Source organism: Pantoea sp. 18069 (assembly GCF_902706035.1).
Classification (GTDB): Bacteria; Pseudomonadota; Gammaproteobacteria; order Burkholderiales; family Burkholderiaceae_C; genus Comamonas.
The window spans coordinates 82,131-97,426 of sequence record NZ_CACSJA010000007.1 but is presented as its reverse complement, the minus strand read 5'-3'; the positions used below and the strand labels follow the sequence as shown (position 1 = coordinate 97,426).

The following is a 15,296-nucleotide window of genomic DNA, read 5'->3' as shown; positions in this document are numbered from 1 at the left end:
GAGCGGTCTTGTCGCCGCCTGGAAGGGTACGGAAGGGAAGGAGCGTGCGGCTCAGCGCGCAGCGACGCGCGCCGGCGCGTAGCGCTGGATCAGCGAAGCCAGCTGCCCATCGTCGGCGCCGGGACGGCCCAGGTAGGCCAGTACGTAGCGGTCGGGGCGCAGCAGCAGCGCATTCGCGCCGGCGCTGCGCAGGATGCCTTCGAGCGTGCCCTGCACGTCGCGCAGCACCGTGTCCACATGGGGGTCTGGCTGGAGGAAGTCGTCCTGCTGCGCCACCAGGCGCACGCGGCGGCAGGCAAGGCCCAGCCCTTCGGGCGGCACGGCGCCGGCCAGGCCTATCCAGGCAAAGTCGTGGCCCAGCATGTCGTCGAGCCACACCTGGCTGCCGTCGGGCCGTTCCATGCGCGGCTGTGGCAGCAACTGTCCCGCGACCACCGCCGCACCCGCGTTCTCCCCGGGCAGGAAGAAGCCTTCATGAAAGCGCGGCTTGGGCTTGAACTTGAGCTGCAGCACATAGTCGCGCACCGGCCTGTACAGGCTGCACAGCTTGAGCGCCACCTGGGCCATGGATGCAGCCAACACCGACTTGGGCTGCATGAAGCGGCCTATGCGCATCGCCATCTGGATCAGCGACCAGGCATGGGGCTTGCGCTCCTGCTGGTAGGTGGCCAGCAGGCTGGCGTGCAGGTCGCCGCGCACAACGGCAGCGAGCTTCCAGGCCAGATTGGTCGCGTCGCGCACGCCGCTGTTCATGCCCTGGCCGGCGAACGGCGGCGTGAGGTGGGCGGCGTCGCCGGCAAGGAACACGCGACCCGATTGCCAGCGTTCGGCAACGCGCGCATGGAAGGCGTAGACCACGGTGCGCGTGATGGCCAGCGCGGCGTCGCCGGGTTCGCGCGCCCGGATCAGGTCGCGCACCAGCGTTTCGTCCAGCATGCTGTCGGGGTCCTCGCCCGGATGCAGCATGAATTCGTAGCGCAGCGTGCCGGCCGGTCCGGGCAGGCGGATCGCCGGCCGCGCTGGATCGCAGTAGGTACGCGTGTGGCGGAAGGGGCTGTCGCGTTCGAGCAGGTCGACGATCAGCCATTTTTCATCGTAGGTGTTGCCGGTGAGGGCGATGCCCAACTGCTCGCGCACGCCGCTGCGCCCGCCATCGCAGGCCACAAGCCACTGGCAGGTGATGTGTTTGCTCGCGCCGGCATGGGACAGCTCCAGGTGCACGGCATCGCCGTCCAGGCCTTCGTCGCGGAACTTCACCAGGCTGTGGCCGAACCAGATCGTGGCATGGGTGAAGCGTTGCAGTCCGTCACGCAACTGGCCCACCAGCACCTGCTGGCGGAAGGCATTGCGCTTGGCGTGGCCGTATTCCAGGCTCTGCGGCTCGATGCGTGCGAACTCCTTGCCGCGCCAGGAGAAGTAATGCACACCGTAGCCCTGGACTATCTGCGGCAGTACTTCGCCGATCAGGCCGGCGGCCTGCACCGTGCGCAGGCTTTCGTCGTCTATGCTCACCGCTCGCGGCTCGCCGACGGTGTTGTTGCTGCGCTCTATCACCAGGGTCTCTATACCCTGGGCGCCGAGCAGGTTGGCCAGCATCAGGCCGGTCGGTCCGGCGCCGACGATGACCACCGGGAAATGGGCATCGGCCGCCGAGGGCGGCGTCAGCGACTGGGGCAGGGCTGCATTCATGGAGTCTCCGTTTTTTTGGTTGCGCGCGCTTTCTGGCGCTGGTCTTGCAGTCGGCCCTCGATGCGGCCTGCGGCGCTTTGCAGGCGATGGAGCGTGCTTTTGCGCCGGGCCTCGCTCAGGTCAGCCGCGGGCATCACCACGCTCAGGCTGCCGAGCAGGTGCTCGCCGTCCCGCTGCGGCACGGCAAAGCCCACGGCATCCGGGTCCACTTCGCCGGCGGTGATGCAGTACCCGGTGTCGCGCAGGTCCGCAAGCTCCTGGGCGAGCAGGGTGAAATCGTCGGGCAGGCCCGCGGCCACCAGCGCCGTGCGCTCGCTGGCCCACAGCTGCTTGAGCTGCTTGAGCGGCAGGTAGGCCAGAATGATCTTGGAGGTGGCGCCGCGGTACAGCGGCATGGCCCGGCCGCGCTCGTAGCTCACCGACAGCGCCGGGTTGCGGCCGTTCACCTGGTGGATGCACATCACCTTGCTGCCATGGAAGCGGCACAGCAACACCGTTCCGCCGGTCTCTTCGGCGAGCTGCGCCGGCAACTCCTGCGCGGCCTCGAGCAGCGGGTCCGACAGGCGGATCTGGCGGTCCAGCTCGACCACCAGCGGGCCGAGTACATAGCCGCGCTCGGCCACGCGTTCGAGCATGCCGGCCCGGGCCAGCTGGCCGAGGTCGCGGTAGACGCTGGCGCGCGAAACGCCCAGTTCGGTGATCAGCCACTCGGGGCTGATCACCGGGCGCTCCAGGCTGAACATCCCGAGGATGCGCAGCATGCGGTGGGGGCTGGACATGTGCGGCTCAGCTGCGCAGGATGGCCTTGCCCCACAGATTGAGCGTGTGCTCCTCGTGTGGCCACTCGCCGGCCGGGCGGCCCGGCGCGCATTCCTCGATCTCCGACGAGATTTCGGCCAGATTGCCGTCGGGGTCGCGGACCATGAAGAAGACATCGTTGCCGGGGCCGTGGCGGCCCAGGCCCCAGACGATGGGCACGCGCTGCGCGGCCATGTGGTCGCCCCAGGTCTTCATGCTGTTCCAGTCGGGGGCCTCAAAGGACTGGTGGTCGAAACAGGCCTCGGGAGCGAAGAACAGGGCCAGCGCGTGGTGCAGCGCATCGCTGCGCAGAAAGCAGGCGCGCAGATGGCCTTGCGGATCACGCACGGCGTCGGAAAGCACCAGGCCGAGCTGCTCGGTGTAGAAGGCCAGCATCACCGGCATGTTGGGCGTACGCAGCGCGAAGTGCTGCAGCGTCGCCGGCGGCAGGGGCGCTTCGAGGGCGTGGGCATCGGCCTGCGGCGCGCTGAAGACCACCAGGTTGCCGTCCGGATCGCGCAGTGCCATTGCCTGCCCATCGCAGCAATTCGCGGGCACGGCGTGCTGGGGCAGGCTGGCGACCCGTGCCTGGAACGCGTGCCATGCGGCCGGCGTGCTCAGCGCGAAATGGGCATGGTGCAACTGGTGCGCCGCACCGGTGGACACCCGCAGTTCACGCCCCGGGCCGCGGCAGCGAAAGCCGTTTTCCAGCGCTTGCATCTGCATGCCGTAGGTGCGACTGTAGAACTGGGCCATGGCCAGGGGGTCGGGAGAGGTGAGGTGAATGCTGTGCAGCGTGGCTTGCAGTTCCATGATCTGGCTCGCTTGGGAAATGGGTGGGTCGGGGCTTGTCTTGGTGCTGCCACTTTCGCCGCGCGGCAAATGGCTGTCAAAGAGAAATCTCACTGGGTGAGACTCTTGCCTATCTTTGTTGGGCGCGGCTGCAGGCCTGGCATGCCGGATCGGTCCGGTTCGCGCGCGAGCCCGTGCGCCGCGCCTGAGCAATGGGGCGGCTTGTAGCTGTCTACGGTGAATGCACCGGGTGTCTTTGCGCGAGGCTGCGCTGCCAGCGACAAGAACGTGTTTGCGTTCCAAAGAAAACAGACCCGGCCGCTTCCCCCTTGCAAACGCTGCAGCACCAGGGTGGTCCGGCAGGCATCATCCAGAATGCAGGTTTGCGGGGCGCCGCGCGACCGGACTGGCACGCCCCGGGGGGGGGGCTCAGGTGCTTTCCCGCACCACGAGTTCATAACCCAGCTGAACGCAGCCCGTCGCGGCCTGCGAGCCGCGCATCATGCCCAGCAGCATGCTTGCGCCTTCGCGGCCGACTTCGCTGCGCGGGGTGCGCACGGTGGTGAGCGCGGGCACCATCTGGTCGCTGCCCGCGAGGTCGTTGAAGCCGGCCATGGCGATGCGCGCGGGCACCTGAACGCCCAGGCGGTGGGCGGCAAGCAGGCCGCCCTGGGCGATGTCGTCGTTGCAAAAGAAGATTGCATCGATGTCGGGCATGCGCTGGAGCATTTCCTCGAACAGCCGCGCGCCCAGCGCGATCGACGAGCGTTCGGGGCTGAGCATTTCCAGCCGCGGGTCATAGAGGCCTGCTTCGCGCAGGCAGCGGCGGTAGCCTTCGGCGCGCTGCAGCACGCGCGGGTCGAGCTGCGCGCCGCAAAACGCGATGCGCCGCCGGCCACGGTCAAGCAGGTGCTGGGTGATGGCCGCGCCGGCATCTGTCTGCGAGAACCCTACGCAGGCCACGCCCGGCGCGCTGCTGGTTTCCATCAGGTGCACGCAGGGCACGCCGCTGTGGGCGATGAGCTGGCGTGCGGTCTCGCTGCGGTCGAAGCCCGTGACCAGCAGGCCCGCGGGGCGGTGGGGCAGGTAGGTGCGCAGCAGCAGCTCTTCCTCGGCGCTGTCGTAGTGGGTCACGCCGATCAGCGGCTGGAAGCCTTCGGGAAACAGCGTGCGGTGCACGGCCTCGAGCAGGTCTACGAACAAGGTGTTGGACAGCAGCGGCACGAGCACCAGCACCTGGGTGCTTTTCTGCGAGGCCAGCGCGCGCGCCGCGGGGTCGGGCACATAGCCCAGTTGGGCCACCGCCTGCTGCACTTTCTGCACCAGGACCGGGTCGACGCCGCGCTCGCCGCGCAGGGCCCGGGAGACCGTGATGGGGCTGACGCCCGCGAGCTGGGCAACGTCGGCGAGTGTGGTGCGGCCGCTGGAGCGGCGCGCGCGGCGCGGGGCTTCGGTCAAGGGTTTGTCCTGATTTCTGGGGAGAAACGAAAAATCTATGATAGCGCTATCCGAGCGTGAAAACATCGCTATTTTCCCGCGATAATCCATCGCAAATTTTTCAGTACGAGGAATCATGACCTCGTTTTTTTATGACCAACACGGATAGCGCTATCCAAGCCTCAATCTCTACAGCGGAACCGCCCAAGCCCCAGGCCCTGGTGGTCATGGGGGTGTCTGGCTGCGGCAAGTCCAGCGTGGCACAGATGCTGGCCGCATCGCTGGGCTGGACGCTGCATGAAGGCGACGCCTACCACTCTGCCGAGAGCGTGCGCAAGATGCAGGCCGGCATTGCCCTGACCGATGAGGACCGCGGCAGCTGGCTGGCGCATCTGTCGGACATCCTGGCCACGGCCCGGGCCGGCTCCGGCATCGTGCTCACCTGCTCGGCCCTGAAGCGCAAGTACCGCGATCGCCTGCGCCTGGCGCAGCCGGCGGGCGCGCTGGGCTTTGTGTTTCTTGACCTGGACTACGCCACGGCCTTGCAGCGCGTGCAGGCGCGGCCCGGTCACTTCTTCTCGCCCGATCTGGTGGCCAACCAGTTCGCCACGCTCGAGCGCCCCGACAGCGAAGCCGCCGTGTTCGGCATCGACGCCACGCTGGTGCTGCCGGAGATCGTGCGCCGCGTGAACGACTGGCTGGCGCCGGTCCAGTCCTGACCTGTTTATCTCTGAGAAAGAATCATCCATGCGTTCAGAAACCCCCAAGCCCAAGCCGCGCCTGCAGCGTCTGGCCGAGTTGTTCATGGTGCTGGCCTTGGCCGGCATGGTGGTCGCGGTATTCGTCAACGTCGTGCTGCGCTATGTGTTCAACACCAGCATCGTCTCGTACGAGGAAATTTCGCGCCTGCTGTTTGTCTGGCTGGTCGCCGTCGGCTCCATCGTGGCGGCGTTCGAGTGCAGCCATCTTGGCTTCGACATGGTGACTTCGCGCGTGAGTCCACGCGTGCGCACGCTGCTGTTCTGGCTGACCCAGGCGCTGGTCGTGATGTGCATGCTGATGCTGCTGTGGGGCTCGTGGGCCCAGGTGCAGGCCGGCCTTGCCAGCTACAGCACGGTGATGGGTTACCCGCTGGCGCTGGGCGCTGCGGCGACCCTGGTGCTGGCCGTGGGCATGCTGGTGGTGGCGTTGCGCGACATGCGCCGCGGTGCGCCCCGGCCCTCGCATGACGGCTCCGTCCTGGATATCGAATAAGGAGCACGCAAATGGTTGTGACCTTCATTTTCCTGTTCGTGCTGATCGGCGGCATGGTGATCGGCATGCCGATCGCGCATTCGCTGGTGCTCACCGGGGTGGCGCTGATGTGGCACCTCGACTTCTTCGACACCCAGCTGCTGGCGCAGAACCTGCAGGCGGGCTTCGACAACTTCCCTCTGCTGGCCGTGCCGTTCTTCATTCTGGCCGGTGAGCTAATGAACGCCGGCGGACTGTCGCGGCGCATCATCGACCTGGCGAGCGCGTTTGTCGGCCATATCCGCGGCGGCCTGGGCTTCGTGACCATTGGCGCGGCCGTGCTGCTGGCCTCGATGAGCGGCTCGGCGATTGCCGACACCGCGGCGCTGGCCACCATCTTGCTGCCCATGATGCGCGACCAGAAGTACCCCGACAGCTACAGCTCCGGGCTGCTGGCTTCGGGCGGCATCATCGCGCCCATCATTCCGCCGTCCATGCCTTTCGTGATCTATGGCGTGACGACCAATACCTCGATCAGCAAGCTGTTCCTCTCGGGCATCGTGCCCGGGCTGATCATGGGGTGCTTTCTGGTCGTCGCCTGGTGGACGATTGCACGCAAGTTCCAGCTGGGCGGCGGCGAGCGCATGCCCTGGGGCACGCGGTTCAGGACGCTGGGCAAGAGTTTCTGGGCCATGATGATGCCGGTCATCATCCTGGGCGGCTTGAAGGGCGGGGTGTTCACGCCCACCGAAGCGGCCGTGGTGGCCGCGGTCTATGCGCTGTTCGTGTCCATGGTGATCTACCGCGAGATGAGCTGGAGCCGGCTCTACGAAGTGTTCCTGGCCGCGGCCAAGACCACGGCGGTGGTGATGTTCCTGTGCGGCGCCGCCACGGTGACGGCCTACATGATCACGCTGGCCGACCTGCCCAACATGCTGGCCGAGAGTTTCTCCGGCCTGCTGGGCAACCCCATGCTGTTCATGGCCACGATGATGCTGTTCCTGCTGGTCGTGGGCACGGCGATGGATCTCACGCCCACCATCCTGATCTTCGGCCCGGTGTGCGCGCCGCTGGCGGTCAAGGCCGGCATCGACCCGGTGTACTTCGGCTTCATGTTCATCTATGTGGGCTGTATCGGCCTGATCACCCCGCCCGTGGGAACGGTGCAGAACGTGGTCGCGGGCGTGGGCAAGCTGCGCATGGAGACCGTGATCAAGGGCACGACGCCGTTCCTGCTGGCCTATGTGCTGCTGGCCGTGCTGCTGGTGATCTTCCCGCAGATCGTGCTCGCGCCGCTGCGCTGGATGCATTGAACAAGGCAGAACAGTTTTTCAAAACCGGGGGCAGGGTGCCCCTTGTATCAACCAGGAGACAGACATGCGAATCAAATTTGCCCTCGGCGCACTGGCCGTATTGATGGCGGCCGGCACCGTTCAGGCCCAGGACTTCAAGCCGCGCATCGTGCGCTTCGGCTACGGCCTGGTCGATGACTCCAACCAGGGCCGCGCCGTGCGCCTGTTCGCCAAGGAGGTCGAGAAGGCCACGGGCGGCAAGATGAGGGTGCGCGCCATCGGCAACGCCTCGCTGGGCTCGGACACGCAGATGCAGCAGGCGCTGATCGGCGGCGCCCAGGAAATGATGGTCGGCTCCACGGCCACGCTGGTCGGCATCGCGCCGCAGATGGCGCTGTGGGACACGCCTTTCCTGATCAACAACACCCGTGAAGCCGACGCGCTGCTCGACGGCCCCGTGGGCGACAAGGTGCGCGCCACGCTGGAGCCCAAGGGCATCGTCGGCCTGGTGTACTGGGAAAACGGTTTTCGCAACCTGACCAACAACAAGCACCCGGTCACCAAGCTCGAAGACATGAACGGCATCAAGCTGCGCGTGATGCAGAACAATGTCTTCCTCGACAGCTTCAAGGCCCTGGGCGCGAATGCCGTGCCGCTGCCGTTCTCCGAGCTGTTCACCGCGCTTGAAACCAAGGCCGTCGACGGCCAGGAGAACCCGTTCAACACCGTGGTGTCGAGCAAGTTCTATGAAGTGCAGAAGTACCTGACCATCACCAACCACGTCTACAGCCCCTGGATGGTGTCGGTGAGCAAGAAGTGGTGGGACGGCCTGAGCAAGGATGAGCAAAAGGTGCTGCTGGACGCCGCGAAGACAGCCCGTGATTTCGAGCGCAAGGACACGCGTGACGAAGCCACCAAGGCGCTGGCCGACCTCAAGGCCAAGGGCATGCAGGTCAATGAACTGTCCGCAGCCGAAGCCGGGCGCATGCGCGACAAGCTGACCCAGGTCAATGCCACGGTGGCTTCCAATGTGGGCCTGGACCTGTGGAAGCAGACGCAGGACGAGCTCGTCAAGATCCGCGCCGCGAAATGAGCATGGCCGCAGCTTCGACCGGAACCCGGGGCGCCGCCACGCGGCGCGTGGCCTGGGTGACGGGCGCGGGCACGGGCATAGGCCTGGCAGGGGCCCGTGCCCTGGCCGAAGGCGGCTGGCATGTGGTGCTGTCGGGCCGGCGTGAGGACATGCTGGCCGGCGCCTGCGCGGCCATCACTGACGGCGGCGGCAGCGCCGAGGCCCTGGCGCTGGATGTCGTCGACGCGGGCGCGGCCGAGGCCGCTGCCACGCGCATCGCCGAACGCCACGGCCGCATCGATCTGCTGGTCAACGCCGCGGGCATCAACGTCCAGCGCCGCAGCTGGGCCGACTGCAGCGCCGCCGACTGGGAGCGCGTGCTCGACATCAACCTCAAGGGCACGGTGCACACCATGCGCGCCGTGCTGCCTTTCATGCGCGCGGCCGGCGGCGGCGCCATCATCAACGTCGCCTCCTGGGCCGGGCGCTTCACCGCGGCCATGCCGGGCGCGGCCTATACCGCCAGCAAGTCGGCCGTGGCCGCGCTGACGCACGAATTCAACATCGAGGAGTTCCGCCACGGCCTGCGCGCCTGCTGCCTGCTGCCCGCCGAAGTGGCGACGCCCATTCTCAAGCAGCGGCCCGTGCCGCCGTCCGACGACGACATGGCGCGCATGCTCCAGCCCGAAGACCTGGGCCAGACCATTGCCTTTGTCGCCAATATGCCCGCACATGTGTGCGTGAACGAAATACTGATCAGCCCCACCTGGAACCGCATGTTCCTTTGAGAGAACTTTCCGCATGACATTGAACGCCACCGTCGAAGCGGTCACGCGCCGCATCCGCGAGCGCAGCGCGCCCGAGCGCGGCGCCTATCTGCAGCGCCTGCAGGCCCTGGCCCAGCGCCCACCCGGCGCCCAGCGCCTGGGCTGCGCCAACGTCGCGCATGCTTTCGCCGGCCTGCCCGGCAACGACAAGCTGCGCATCGTCGCCGAGCGCGCGCCCAACATAGCCATCGTCACGGCCTATAACGACGTGCTGTCGGCCCATGCGCCGCTGCAGCACTACCCCGATCTGATCAAGGACGAAGCGCGCAAAAATGGCGCGACGGCCCAGGTCGCGGGCGGCGTGCCCGCCATGTGCGACGGCGTGACCCAGGGCACGCCCGGCATGGAGCTGAGCCTGTTCAGCCGCGACGTGATCGCCATGGCCACGGCGGTGTCGCTGAGCCACGATGTGTTCGACGCGGCGCTGCTGCTGGGGGTGTGCGACAAGATCGTTCCCGGCCTGCTGATCGGCGCGCTGCAGTTCGGCCATCTGCCCACGGTGTTCGTGCCCGCGGGGCCCATGACCTCGGGCCTGTCGAACAACGCCAAGGCCAAGGTGCGCGAGCAGGCGGCCCAGGGCCTGGTCGGCCGCGCCGAGCTGCTGGCCGCCGAATCCGCGGCCTACCATGGCGAAGGCACCTGCACGTTCTACGGCACGGCCAACAGCAACCAGATGCTGCTCGAGGCCATGGGCCTGCATGTGCCGGGCACCGCCTTCGTCAACCCCGGCCAGGCGCTGCGCCAGGAGCTCACGCGCGAAGCCGCGCGCACGCTGCTGCAGCCGGGCTGCACTCCGATTGGCGAAGTCGTCGACGAACGCTGCATCGTCAATGCCATGGTCGCGCTGCTGGCCACGGGCGGCTCGACCAACCACCTGATCCATTGGGTGGCGGTGGCGCGCGCGGCCGGCATCACCATCGACTGGAACGATTTCTCCGAGCTGTCGGCCGTAGTGCCGCTGCTGGCGCGCGTCTACCCGAACGGCAGCGCCGACGTGAACCACTTCCAGGCCGCGGGCGGCCCCGGCTATGTGCTGCGCGAGCTGCTCGATGCAGGGCTGATGCATGAAGACGTGCTCACCGTGCGCGCGGGCGGCATACGCGAGTTCACACGCCTGCCCATGGGCGACGCCGACCACCGGCTGCACTGGGCCGAGATCGCAGAGAGCCTGGACGACAGCGTGCTGCGCCCGGCGAGTGCGCCGTTCAGCGCCACGGGCGGGCTCAAGCTGCTGCACGGCAACCTGGGGCGCAGCGTGATCAAGGTCTCGGCCGTGCCCGAAGCGCTGCATGTGGTCGAGGCGCCGGCGCGCGTGTTCGGCTCGCAGGCTGAATTGCAGGACGCTTTCCAGGCCGGCGAGCTCGACCGCGACGTGGTCTGCGTGGTGCGCTGGCAGGGCCCGCAGGCCAATGGCATGCCCGAGCTGCACAAGCTCACGCCGCCGCTGGCGGTGCTGCAGGGCAAGGGCTTCAAGGTGGCGCTGGTGACCGATGGCCGCATGAGCGGTGCATCGGGCAAGGTGCCGGCCGCCATCCATGTCTCGCCCGAAGCCTGCGCGGGCGGGCCGCTGTCGCGCGTGCAGGACGGTGACGTCGTGCGGCTCGACGCCGTGGCCGGCACGCTCGACGTGCTGGTCGACGCCGCCGAATGGCAGGCGCGCACGCCCGCGCAGATCCCGGCCGCCCAGGCCGTGGACAACACCTTCGGCTTTGGCCGTGAACTGTTTGCCGGTTTCCGGCGCAATGCGCTCAGCGCGGAAGAAGGAGCCTGCTCGTGGCTGTAGACACAACAATATTGAGCGCACGCGACGTGATGCGCGACGCGCCGGTGATTCCGGTCATCGTGCTGCATGCAATCGAACATGCCGTGCCCATGGCGCGCGCGCTGGTCGCGGGCGGCATACGAATGCTCGAAGTCACGCTGCGCACGCCGCAGGCGCTGGCCTGCATAGAAGCCATCGCGCGCGACGTGCCCGAAGCCGTCGTTGGCGCAGGCACGGTGCGCAGCGCGGCCGACGCAGCCGCGGCCGCGCGCGCCGGCGCCCGCTTTGCCGTGAGCCCGGGCTATACCTCGGCCGTGGGCGACGCCTGCCGGGCCCAGGGCCTGGCACTGCTGCCCGGCGTGGCCACGGCCAGCGAAATCATGGCCGCGCAGGCCGATGGCTTTGACGCGCTCAAATTCTTCCCGGCGCTGCAGTCGGGCGGCAGCGCCATGCTCAAGGCTTGGGCAGGCCCGTTCGGCGATGTGCTGTTCTGCCCCACGGGCGGCATACAGCCGGGCAATGCCGGCGAGTTTCTCGCACTGGCCAATGTGGCCTGTGTCGGCGGCTCGTGGCTGGTGCCTGCCGACGCGCTGGCACAGGGCGACTGGGAGCGGATCACGGCACTCGCGCTAGAAGCGAGCCAGATCAAACGGGCTTGATGCGCAGCCAGGCCGTTCGCCCTCGCCCAGAGCTTTTCGAAGGGGCGAAGGGCCGTGTGGAGCTAGACAAACGCCTGCCTTTGCGCCTTGAGTGCGTCGCGGTCTATGCTCGCGGCCAGCAATTCCATGTCGGCCGGTGACACGCCCTGGTCGGGGCGCCTGGGTTGATCAGATGTGAAGGCGGTCCTGAGGGAGGTAGCTGTGGGCGCCGATGTGCATTTCAGTCATTTCCATCGTCTTCAGACTTCAGCCGCATGGGCTCGGATGCCAAGTCCGCCGCCATACGGCTGCTGGCGACCCGCCGGGACTTCAGCATGTCTGCGGATGGATACAGCCCATGACCGGCAAGGTCAGGTGCTTTCATCGCGCTGTGCGGCGCGTTTTTTGTGCCGTTCTCGGTGAGCAGTGACCAGAGTCCTTTGGCAACTGCCGAGGTGCGGCCGGCTCCAGGCCGAGGCTGCAAGTGGACAGCCGATGGAGCCGTGCCAAGGCGCGCAGGCGCAGGGCCGTTGCCATCCGCATGCGTTGCCGCTTCCGCAGCGGCGGCCGAAGACCGGGGTGCACCCGTCTTTCGGGGCGGCTGGCGCCGGGCGCGGACTTTGGCCACTTCCTTCTCCAGCGCGGCATGGTCGGCCAGCGGAGCAATCAAATCCGCCAAGCCCTGCGCCTGGTTAATCAACCACATGCACATGACATAGGACGCCATGGACACCGCCGGATCGCCGCGCTCGATGCGCGCCATGGTGGGCTGTGAAACGCCCAGCTTCCTGGCCCACTGCGCTTGTGACTCAGCGCGCCGCTTGCGCGCGATGGCGATGTTTTGCCCGAGCTGCTCTATCTGCTGAAGAACAGCCTGCGGAAATTCGGTAGGGGCAGTATTTTGACGCGGCATTCATAGATGATAGCAAAATGCAAAAAAACCAAACTTTGTGAATAATTTTGAAATCTGGAGTCGGGGATGCGATGAATGCGAACTTTGCGGCCATCCTGTACTGATGCGGTTGGCGCACTGCATTTTCATATAATTTATTCATAAATATTGAAATCAAGTGAAAATTGAAAACTCTATGAATAATATGGGAGTGAATCTGCAGCGCAAAGCAAGGGAGTCGCAGCCCCGCGCTAAGACGCGGCGCTAGTCTGCGCCAGAACGCAGCGGCGCGCGGCTCTTTTCGTTGTTCATGTCGACGAACTGCTGCAGCAGCCGCAGGAAATGCTCTCGGTCCGCTGTGGAGAAACCTTCGAGCAGCGTCTGCTGCATCGCCGGCATCCTGGCGTCAAGCGCGTTCAGCAGTTCGCAGCCCGCGTCGCTCAGCCGCAGGCTGCGCTGCCCGCGCGCCACGCGCTCGCGCACTATCCAGCCCTTGGCCTCCAGACGCACGGCGACGGACGCGGTGGTCGAGGTGTCGAGCGCGACTTCCTGGGCCAGCGTCACCTGGTCGATGCCGGGCCGGCTTTCCAGGCATTTGAGCGCCGCGTACTGGATGGGCGTGACGTCGCGCCCCAATATGCCCAGAAAGACCGACACCGAAATCTGATGCGCGCGCCGGATCAGGTGGCCGGGCTGGTCGTGAAGGTCGATGGCGGTCGGATCGGGTCTTTGCATGGCGGTGAACGGGGGCGGGCACCCCGGTGGGAAAGCACTGATTATTCACGCGATTGCAGCGCCCGGCGCCTTCATGGGCTACAGATCCAGCACCAGCTCGGGCGACAGCGAACGCGAGCAGCAGGGCAGGAATTGGTCGTTGCGCGCCTGCTCGTCTTCGGTCAGGTACATGTCCTTGTGCTCGGGCCGGCCGGCAAGCACGCGCGTGAGGCAGGTGCCGCAGACGCCTTGCTCGCACGAGGTCTGGATCTCTATGCCGCCAAGTGCCAGGGCCTGGACGATGGTCTGGTCCCTGGGAATGGAAATGCACCGGCCGCTGCTGGCGATCTTCACCTGGAAGCTGCCCGCGGCGCTCAGGTCCACGGCCTCACCGGCGAAGAATTCACAGTGCAGCCGGGCTTCGGGCCAGCCCAGCGTGCGCGCGGTCGACAGCACCCAGTCGATGAAGCCCTTGGGCCCGCAGACGCTCAGGTGCAGGCCCTCGCGCGGCGCGCCCAGCGCTGCCGCGAGATCCAGCGCGGGCGCCGCTGCGTTGCTGCTGAAGTGGTGCGTCACATGCGGCTGCAGCGCCGTTGCCGCGAGTTCAGCGCGAAACGCCGTCGCGGCCTCGGAGCGCGTGCAATAGAGCAGGCGAAACGGCGTGGCCGCGGCCTGCAGCTGCCGCGCCATGCTCAGGATAGGCGTGATGCCTATGCCGCCAGCGAACAGCAGGTGCTCGGTGGCCTGTTCGGCGAGCGCGAAATGGTTCTTCGGCGCGCTGATCTGCAGCACGCTGCCTTCGTGCACCGCATCGTGCATGGCCTGCGAGCCGCCGCGCGAGGCCGCGTCGCGCAGCACGCCCAGTACATAGCGCTGGGTTTCGCGCGGATCGTTGCTCAGCGAATACTGGCGCACCAGGCCGCCGGGCAGATGCACGTCGATATGCGCGCCCGCAGTAAACGCGGGCAGGGCCTGGCCGCCGGCGGCGACCAGCTCGAAGCGGCTGATGTCGGGCGTCTCGGCGCTTTTGTGCGCCACGCGCACCTGCAGTGTGGCTGCGTTCATGCCGTGACGCCCTCGGCCGCCGCGGCATCGGCCGCCGCGCCCTCGGCCGCCGCACGCTCGGCCAGCAGGAGCCGGTCGATGACGCGCCGCGACTGCACGCCGCCCGCATCGATATTGAGCATCAGCAGCTTGCGCTCGGGGTGGGCCAGCAGGTTGCGCTGCTGGCGCTCCAGCATTTCGAGGTCTTCGGAAAAAATCCTGCCCTGGCCTTCGCGGATGCTGGCCGTGAGCGCCTGGTCGTCGGGCCTGAAGTTGCGCGCCATGCCCCAGAAGTAGTGGATGGACGTCTCGGTTTCGGGCGTGATGAAGTCGACGACGATGCTCGACGCCTTGAGCTGTGCGGGTGCGTCCTGGCCGCCGTTGCCCGCCAGCGCCACGCCGACTTCGATCAGCACATTGCTTGGCGGCGTGAAGTGGCAGACCTGCCAGCGATCGACGCGCTGGTCGTCGGGCAGGCCATTGCCGCGCAGCGCCATGCGCCAGAACGGCGGCGCGTTGACGTTTTCCATGTAGCGGCTGGTGATGACTTCGTCGCCGTTCACCCGGGTCGTGACCGGCGCCTCGTCGATTTCCTTCTGGCCTATGCTGCTGGCGTGCACATAGGTCTCATGGGTCAGGTCCATGAGGTTGTCCACCATCAGCCGGTAGTCGCACTGGATGTGGAACAGGCCGCCGCCATAGGCCCACTCGGGGTTGTCGGCCCAGGCAAGCGCGGGCAGCGCGGTAGGCGCGCCCGTGCCCGGCCAGATCCAGACGAAGCCGTGGCGTTCGATCACCGGGTAGGCGCGGATCGGCGGAAAGCCGCGCACGCGCTGGCCCGGCATGGACACCGTTTTGCCGTCGCAGCCCATCTCCAGCCCGTGGTAGCCGCAGACCAGCTTGCCGTCGACCACCTTGCCCAGCGACAGCGGCGCGCCGCGGTGCGGGCAGAAGTCTTCGAGCGCAACGGCCTGCTGCTCGCCGTTGCGATACAGCACGATGGTCTCGTTGCATATCTTGCGGGACAGCGGCGCGGCGTCGATTTCGTCGGGCATGCAGGCCACATACCAAGCATTCTTGGGGAACATCGAAGGTCTCCTGAAGTC

At 67.1% G+C, this 15,296-nt stretch carries 15 protein-coding genes; 7 read left to right on the top strand and 8 right to left on the bottom strand.

Going from position 1 to position 15,296, the window contains the following annotated elements; translation table 11 throughout:
* Positions 1-51: 51 nt before the first annotated feature.
* The 4 genes from GVL12_RS07980 to GVL12_RS07965 all read right to left on the bottom strand — a co-directional run bounded on the left by GVL12_RS07980 (position 52) and on the right by GVL12_RS07965 (position 4,737).
* On the bottom strand, positions 52-1,689 hold the full coding sequence (locus tag GVL12_RS07980) for a bifunctional 3-(3-hydroxy-phenyl)propionate/3-hydroxycinnamic acid hydroxylase (RefSeq protein ID WP_159912637.1): 1,638 nt from the start codon (positions 1,687-1,689) through the stop codon (positions 52-54).
* Positions 1,686-2,468: an IclR family transcriptional regulator gene (locus GVL12_RS07975; RefSeq protein ID WP_159912635.1), complete on the bottom strand. Its 783-nt coding sequence runs from the start codon at positions 2,466-2,468 to the stop codon at positions 1,686-1,688. The genes GVL12_RS07980 and GVL12_RS07975 overlap by 4 nt, the downstream gene beginning before the upstream one ends.
* Positions 2,469-2,475: 7 nt before the next feature.
* Positions 2,476-3,300, bottom strand: coding sequence for a VOC family protein (locus GVL12_RS07970; protein WP_159912633.1), 825 nt, complete (start codon positions 3,298-3,300; stop codon positions 2,476-2,478).
* A gap of 408 nt (positions 3,301-3,708) precedes the next feature.
* Positions 3,709-4,737 carry a LacI family DNA-binding transcriptional regulator gene (locus GVL12_RS07965; protein ID WP_235033823.1) on the bottom strand — a complete coding sequence of 343 codons (1,029 nt, stop codon included), beginning with the start codon at positions 4,735-4,737 and terminating at the stop codon, positions 3,709-3,711.
* A 206-nt stretch (positions 4,738-4,943) separates the two neighbouring features.
* Between GVL12_RS07965 and GVL12_RS07960 the strand changes: the two genes are divergently transcribed.
* The 7 genes from GVL12_RS07960 (at position 4,944) to eda (ending at position 11,561) form a co-directional block, all read left to right on the top strand.
* On the top strand, positions 4,944-5,435 hold the full coding sequence (locus GVL12_RS07960) for a gluconokinase (protein WP_159912629.1): 492 nt from the start codon (positions 4,944-4,946) through the stop codon (positions 5,433-5,435).
* A 28-nt stretch (positions 5,436-5,463) separates the two neighbouring features.
* Entirely contained in the window at positions 5,464-5,970 is a 507-nt protein-coding gene (locus tag GVL12_RS07955) for a TRAP transporter small permease (protein WP_159912627.1), read from the top strand.
* Between the two features lie 11 nt (positions 5,971-5,981).
* Positions 5,982-7,262 carry a TRAP transporter large permease gene (locus tag GVL12_RS07950; RefSeq protein WP_159912625.1) on the top strand — a complete coding sequence of 427 codons (1,281 nt, stop codon included), beginning with the start codon at positions 5,982-5,984 and terminating at the stop codon, positions 7,260-7,262.
* Positions 7,263-7,326: 64 nt separating this feature from the next.
* The gene (locus GVL12_RS07945) at positions 7,327-8,334 is read left to right on the top strand and encodes a TRAP transporter substrate-binding protein (RefSeq protein WP_159912622.1); all 1,008 of its coding nucleotides are present in this window, start codon (positions 7,327-7,329) and stop codon (positions 8,332-8,334) included.
* The gene (locus GVL12_RS07940) at positions 8,331-9,101 is read left to right on the top strand and encodes an SDR family oxidoreductase (RefSeq protein ID WP_200843584.1); all 771 of its coding nucleotides are present in this window, start codon (positions 8,331-8,333) and stop codon (positions 9,099-9,101) included. Before GVL12_RS07945 ends, GVL12_RS07940 begins: the two co-directional genes overlap by 4 nt.
* A 13-nt stretch (positions 9,102-9,114) precedes the next feature.
* On the top strand, positions 9,115-10,923 hold the full coding sequence (gene edd, locus GVL12_RS07935; RefSeq protein ID WP_159912620.1) for a phosphogluconate dehydratase: 1,809 nt from the start codon (positions 9,115-9,117) through the stop codon (positions 10,921-10,923).
* 8 nt (positions 10,924-10,931) lie between these two features.
* Positions 10,932-11,561 (top strand): bifunctional 4-hydroxy-2-oxoglutarate aldolase/2-dehydro-3-deoxy-phosphogluconate aldolase, encoded by a 630-nt coding sequence (eda, locus tag GVL12_RS07930; protein WP_200843595.1) that lies wholly within the window; start codon positions 10,932-10,934, stop codon positions 11,559-11,561.
* A 220-nt stretch (positions 11,562-11,781) separates the two neighbouring features.
* Here the strand turns inward: eda and GVL12_RS26255 are convergent, their stop codons facing one another.
* The 4 genes from GVL12_RS26255 to GVL12_RS07910 all read right to left on the bottom strand — a co-directional run bounded on the left by GVL12_RS26255 (position 11,782) and on the right by GVL12_RS07910 (position 15,278).
* Positions 11,782-12,453, bottom strand: a complete 672-nt coding sequence (locus GVL12_RS26255) for a helix-turn-helix transcriptional regulator (protein ID WP_200843583.1) — start codon at positions 12,451-12,453, stop codon at positions 11,782-11,784.
* A gap of 243 nt (positions 12,454-12,696) precedes the next feature.
* Positions 12,697-13,167, bottom strand: coding sequence for a MarR family winged helix-turn-helix transcriptional regulator (locus tag GVL12_RS07920; RefSeq protein ID WP_159912616.1), 471 nt, complete (start codon positions 13,165-13,167; stop codon positions 12,697-12,699).
* Positions 13,168-13,245: 78 nt separating this feature from the next.
* Complete coding sequence (locus GVL12_RS07915) at positions 13,246-14,211, bottom strand: PDR/VanB family oxidoreductase (RefSeq protein WP_159912614.1); 966 nt, start codon at positions 14,209-14,211, stop codon at positions 13,246-13,248.
* The gene (locus tag GVL12_RS07910; protein ID WP_159912765.1) at positions 14,208-15,278 is read right to left on the bottom strand and encodes an aromatic ring-hydroxylating dioxygenase subunit alpha; all 1,071 of its coding nucleotides are present in this window, start codon (positions 15,276-15,278) and stop codon (positions 14,208-14,210) included. Before GVL12_RS07910 ends, GVL12_RS07915 begins: the two co-directional genes overlap by 4 nt.
* Between the last annotated feature and the right edge of the window lie 18 nt (positions 15,279-15,296).

Coding starts and splice junctions, on each gene's coding strand:
- GVL12_RS07980 (WP_159912637.1), bottom strand. CDS start 1,689: ATGAATGCAGCCCTGCCCCAGTCGCTGACGCCGCCCTCGGCGGCCGAT.
- GVL12_RS07975 (WP_159912635.1), bottom strand. CDS start 2,468: ATGTCCAGCCCCCACCGCATGCTGCGCATCCTCGGGATGTTCAGCCTG.
- GVL12_RS07970 (WP_159912633.1), bottom strand. CDS start 3,300: ATGGAACTGCAAGCCACGCTGCACAGCATTCACCTCACCTCTCCCGAC.
- GVL12_RS07960 (WP_159912629.1), top strand. CDS start 4,944: ATGGGGGTGTCTGGCTGCGGCAAGTCCAGCGTGGCACAGATGCTGGCC.
- GVL12_RS07955 (WP_159912627.1), top strand. CDS start 5,464: ATGCGTTCAGAAACCCCCAAGCCCAAGCCGCGCCTGCAGCGTCTGGCC.
- GVL12_RS07950 (WP_159912625.1), top strand. CDS start 5,982: ATGGTTGTGACCTTCATTTTCCTGTTCGTGCTGATCGGCGGCATGGTG.
- GVL12_RS07945 (WP_159912622.1), top strand. CDS start 7,327: ATGCGAATCAAATTTGCCCTCGGCGCACTGGCCGTATTGATGGCGGCC.
- GVL12_RS07940 (WP_200843584.1), top strand. CDS start 8,331: ATGAGCATGGCCGCAGCTTCGACCGGAACCCGGGGCGCCGCCACGCGG.
- edd (WP_159912620.1), top strand. CDS start 9,115: ATGACATTGAACGCCACCGTCGAAGCGGTCACGCGCCGCATCCGCGAG.
- GVL12_RS26255 (WP_200843583.1), bottom strand. CDS start 12,453: ATGCCGCGTCAAAATACTGCCCCTACCGAATTTCCGCAGGCTGTTCTT.
- GVL12_RS07920 (WP_159912616.1), bottom strand. CDS start 13,167: ATGCAAAGACCCGATCCGACCGCCATCGACCTTCACGACCAGCCCGGC.
- GVL12_RS07915 (WP_159912614.1), bottom strand. CDS start 14,211: ATGAACGCAGCCACACTGCAGGTGCGCGTGGCGCACAAAAGCGCCGAG.
- GVL12_RS07910 (WP_159912765.1), bottom strand. CDS start 15,278: ATGTTCCCCAAGAATGCTTGGTATGTGGCCTGCATGCCCGACGAAATC.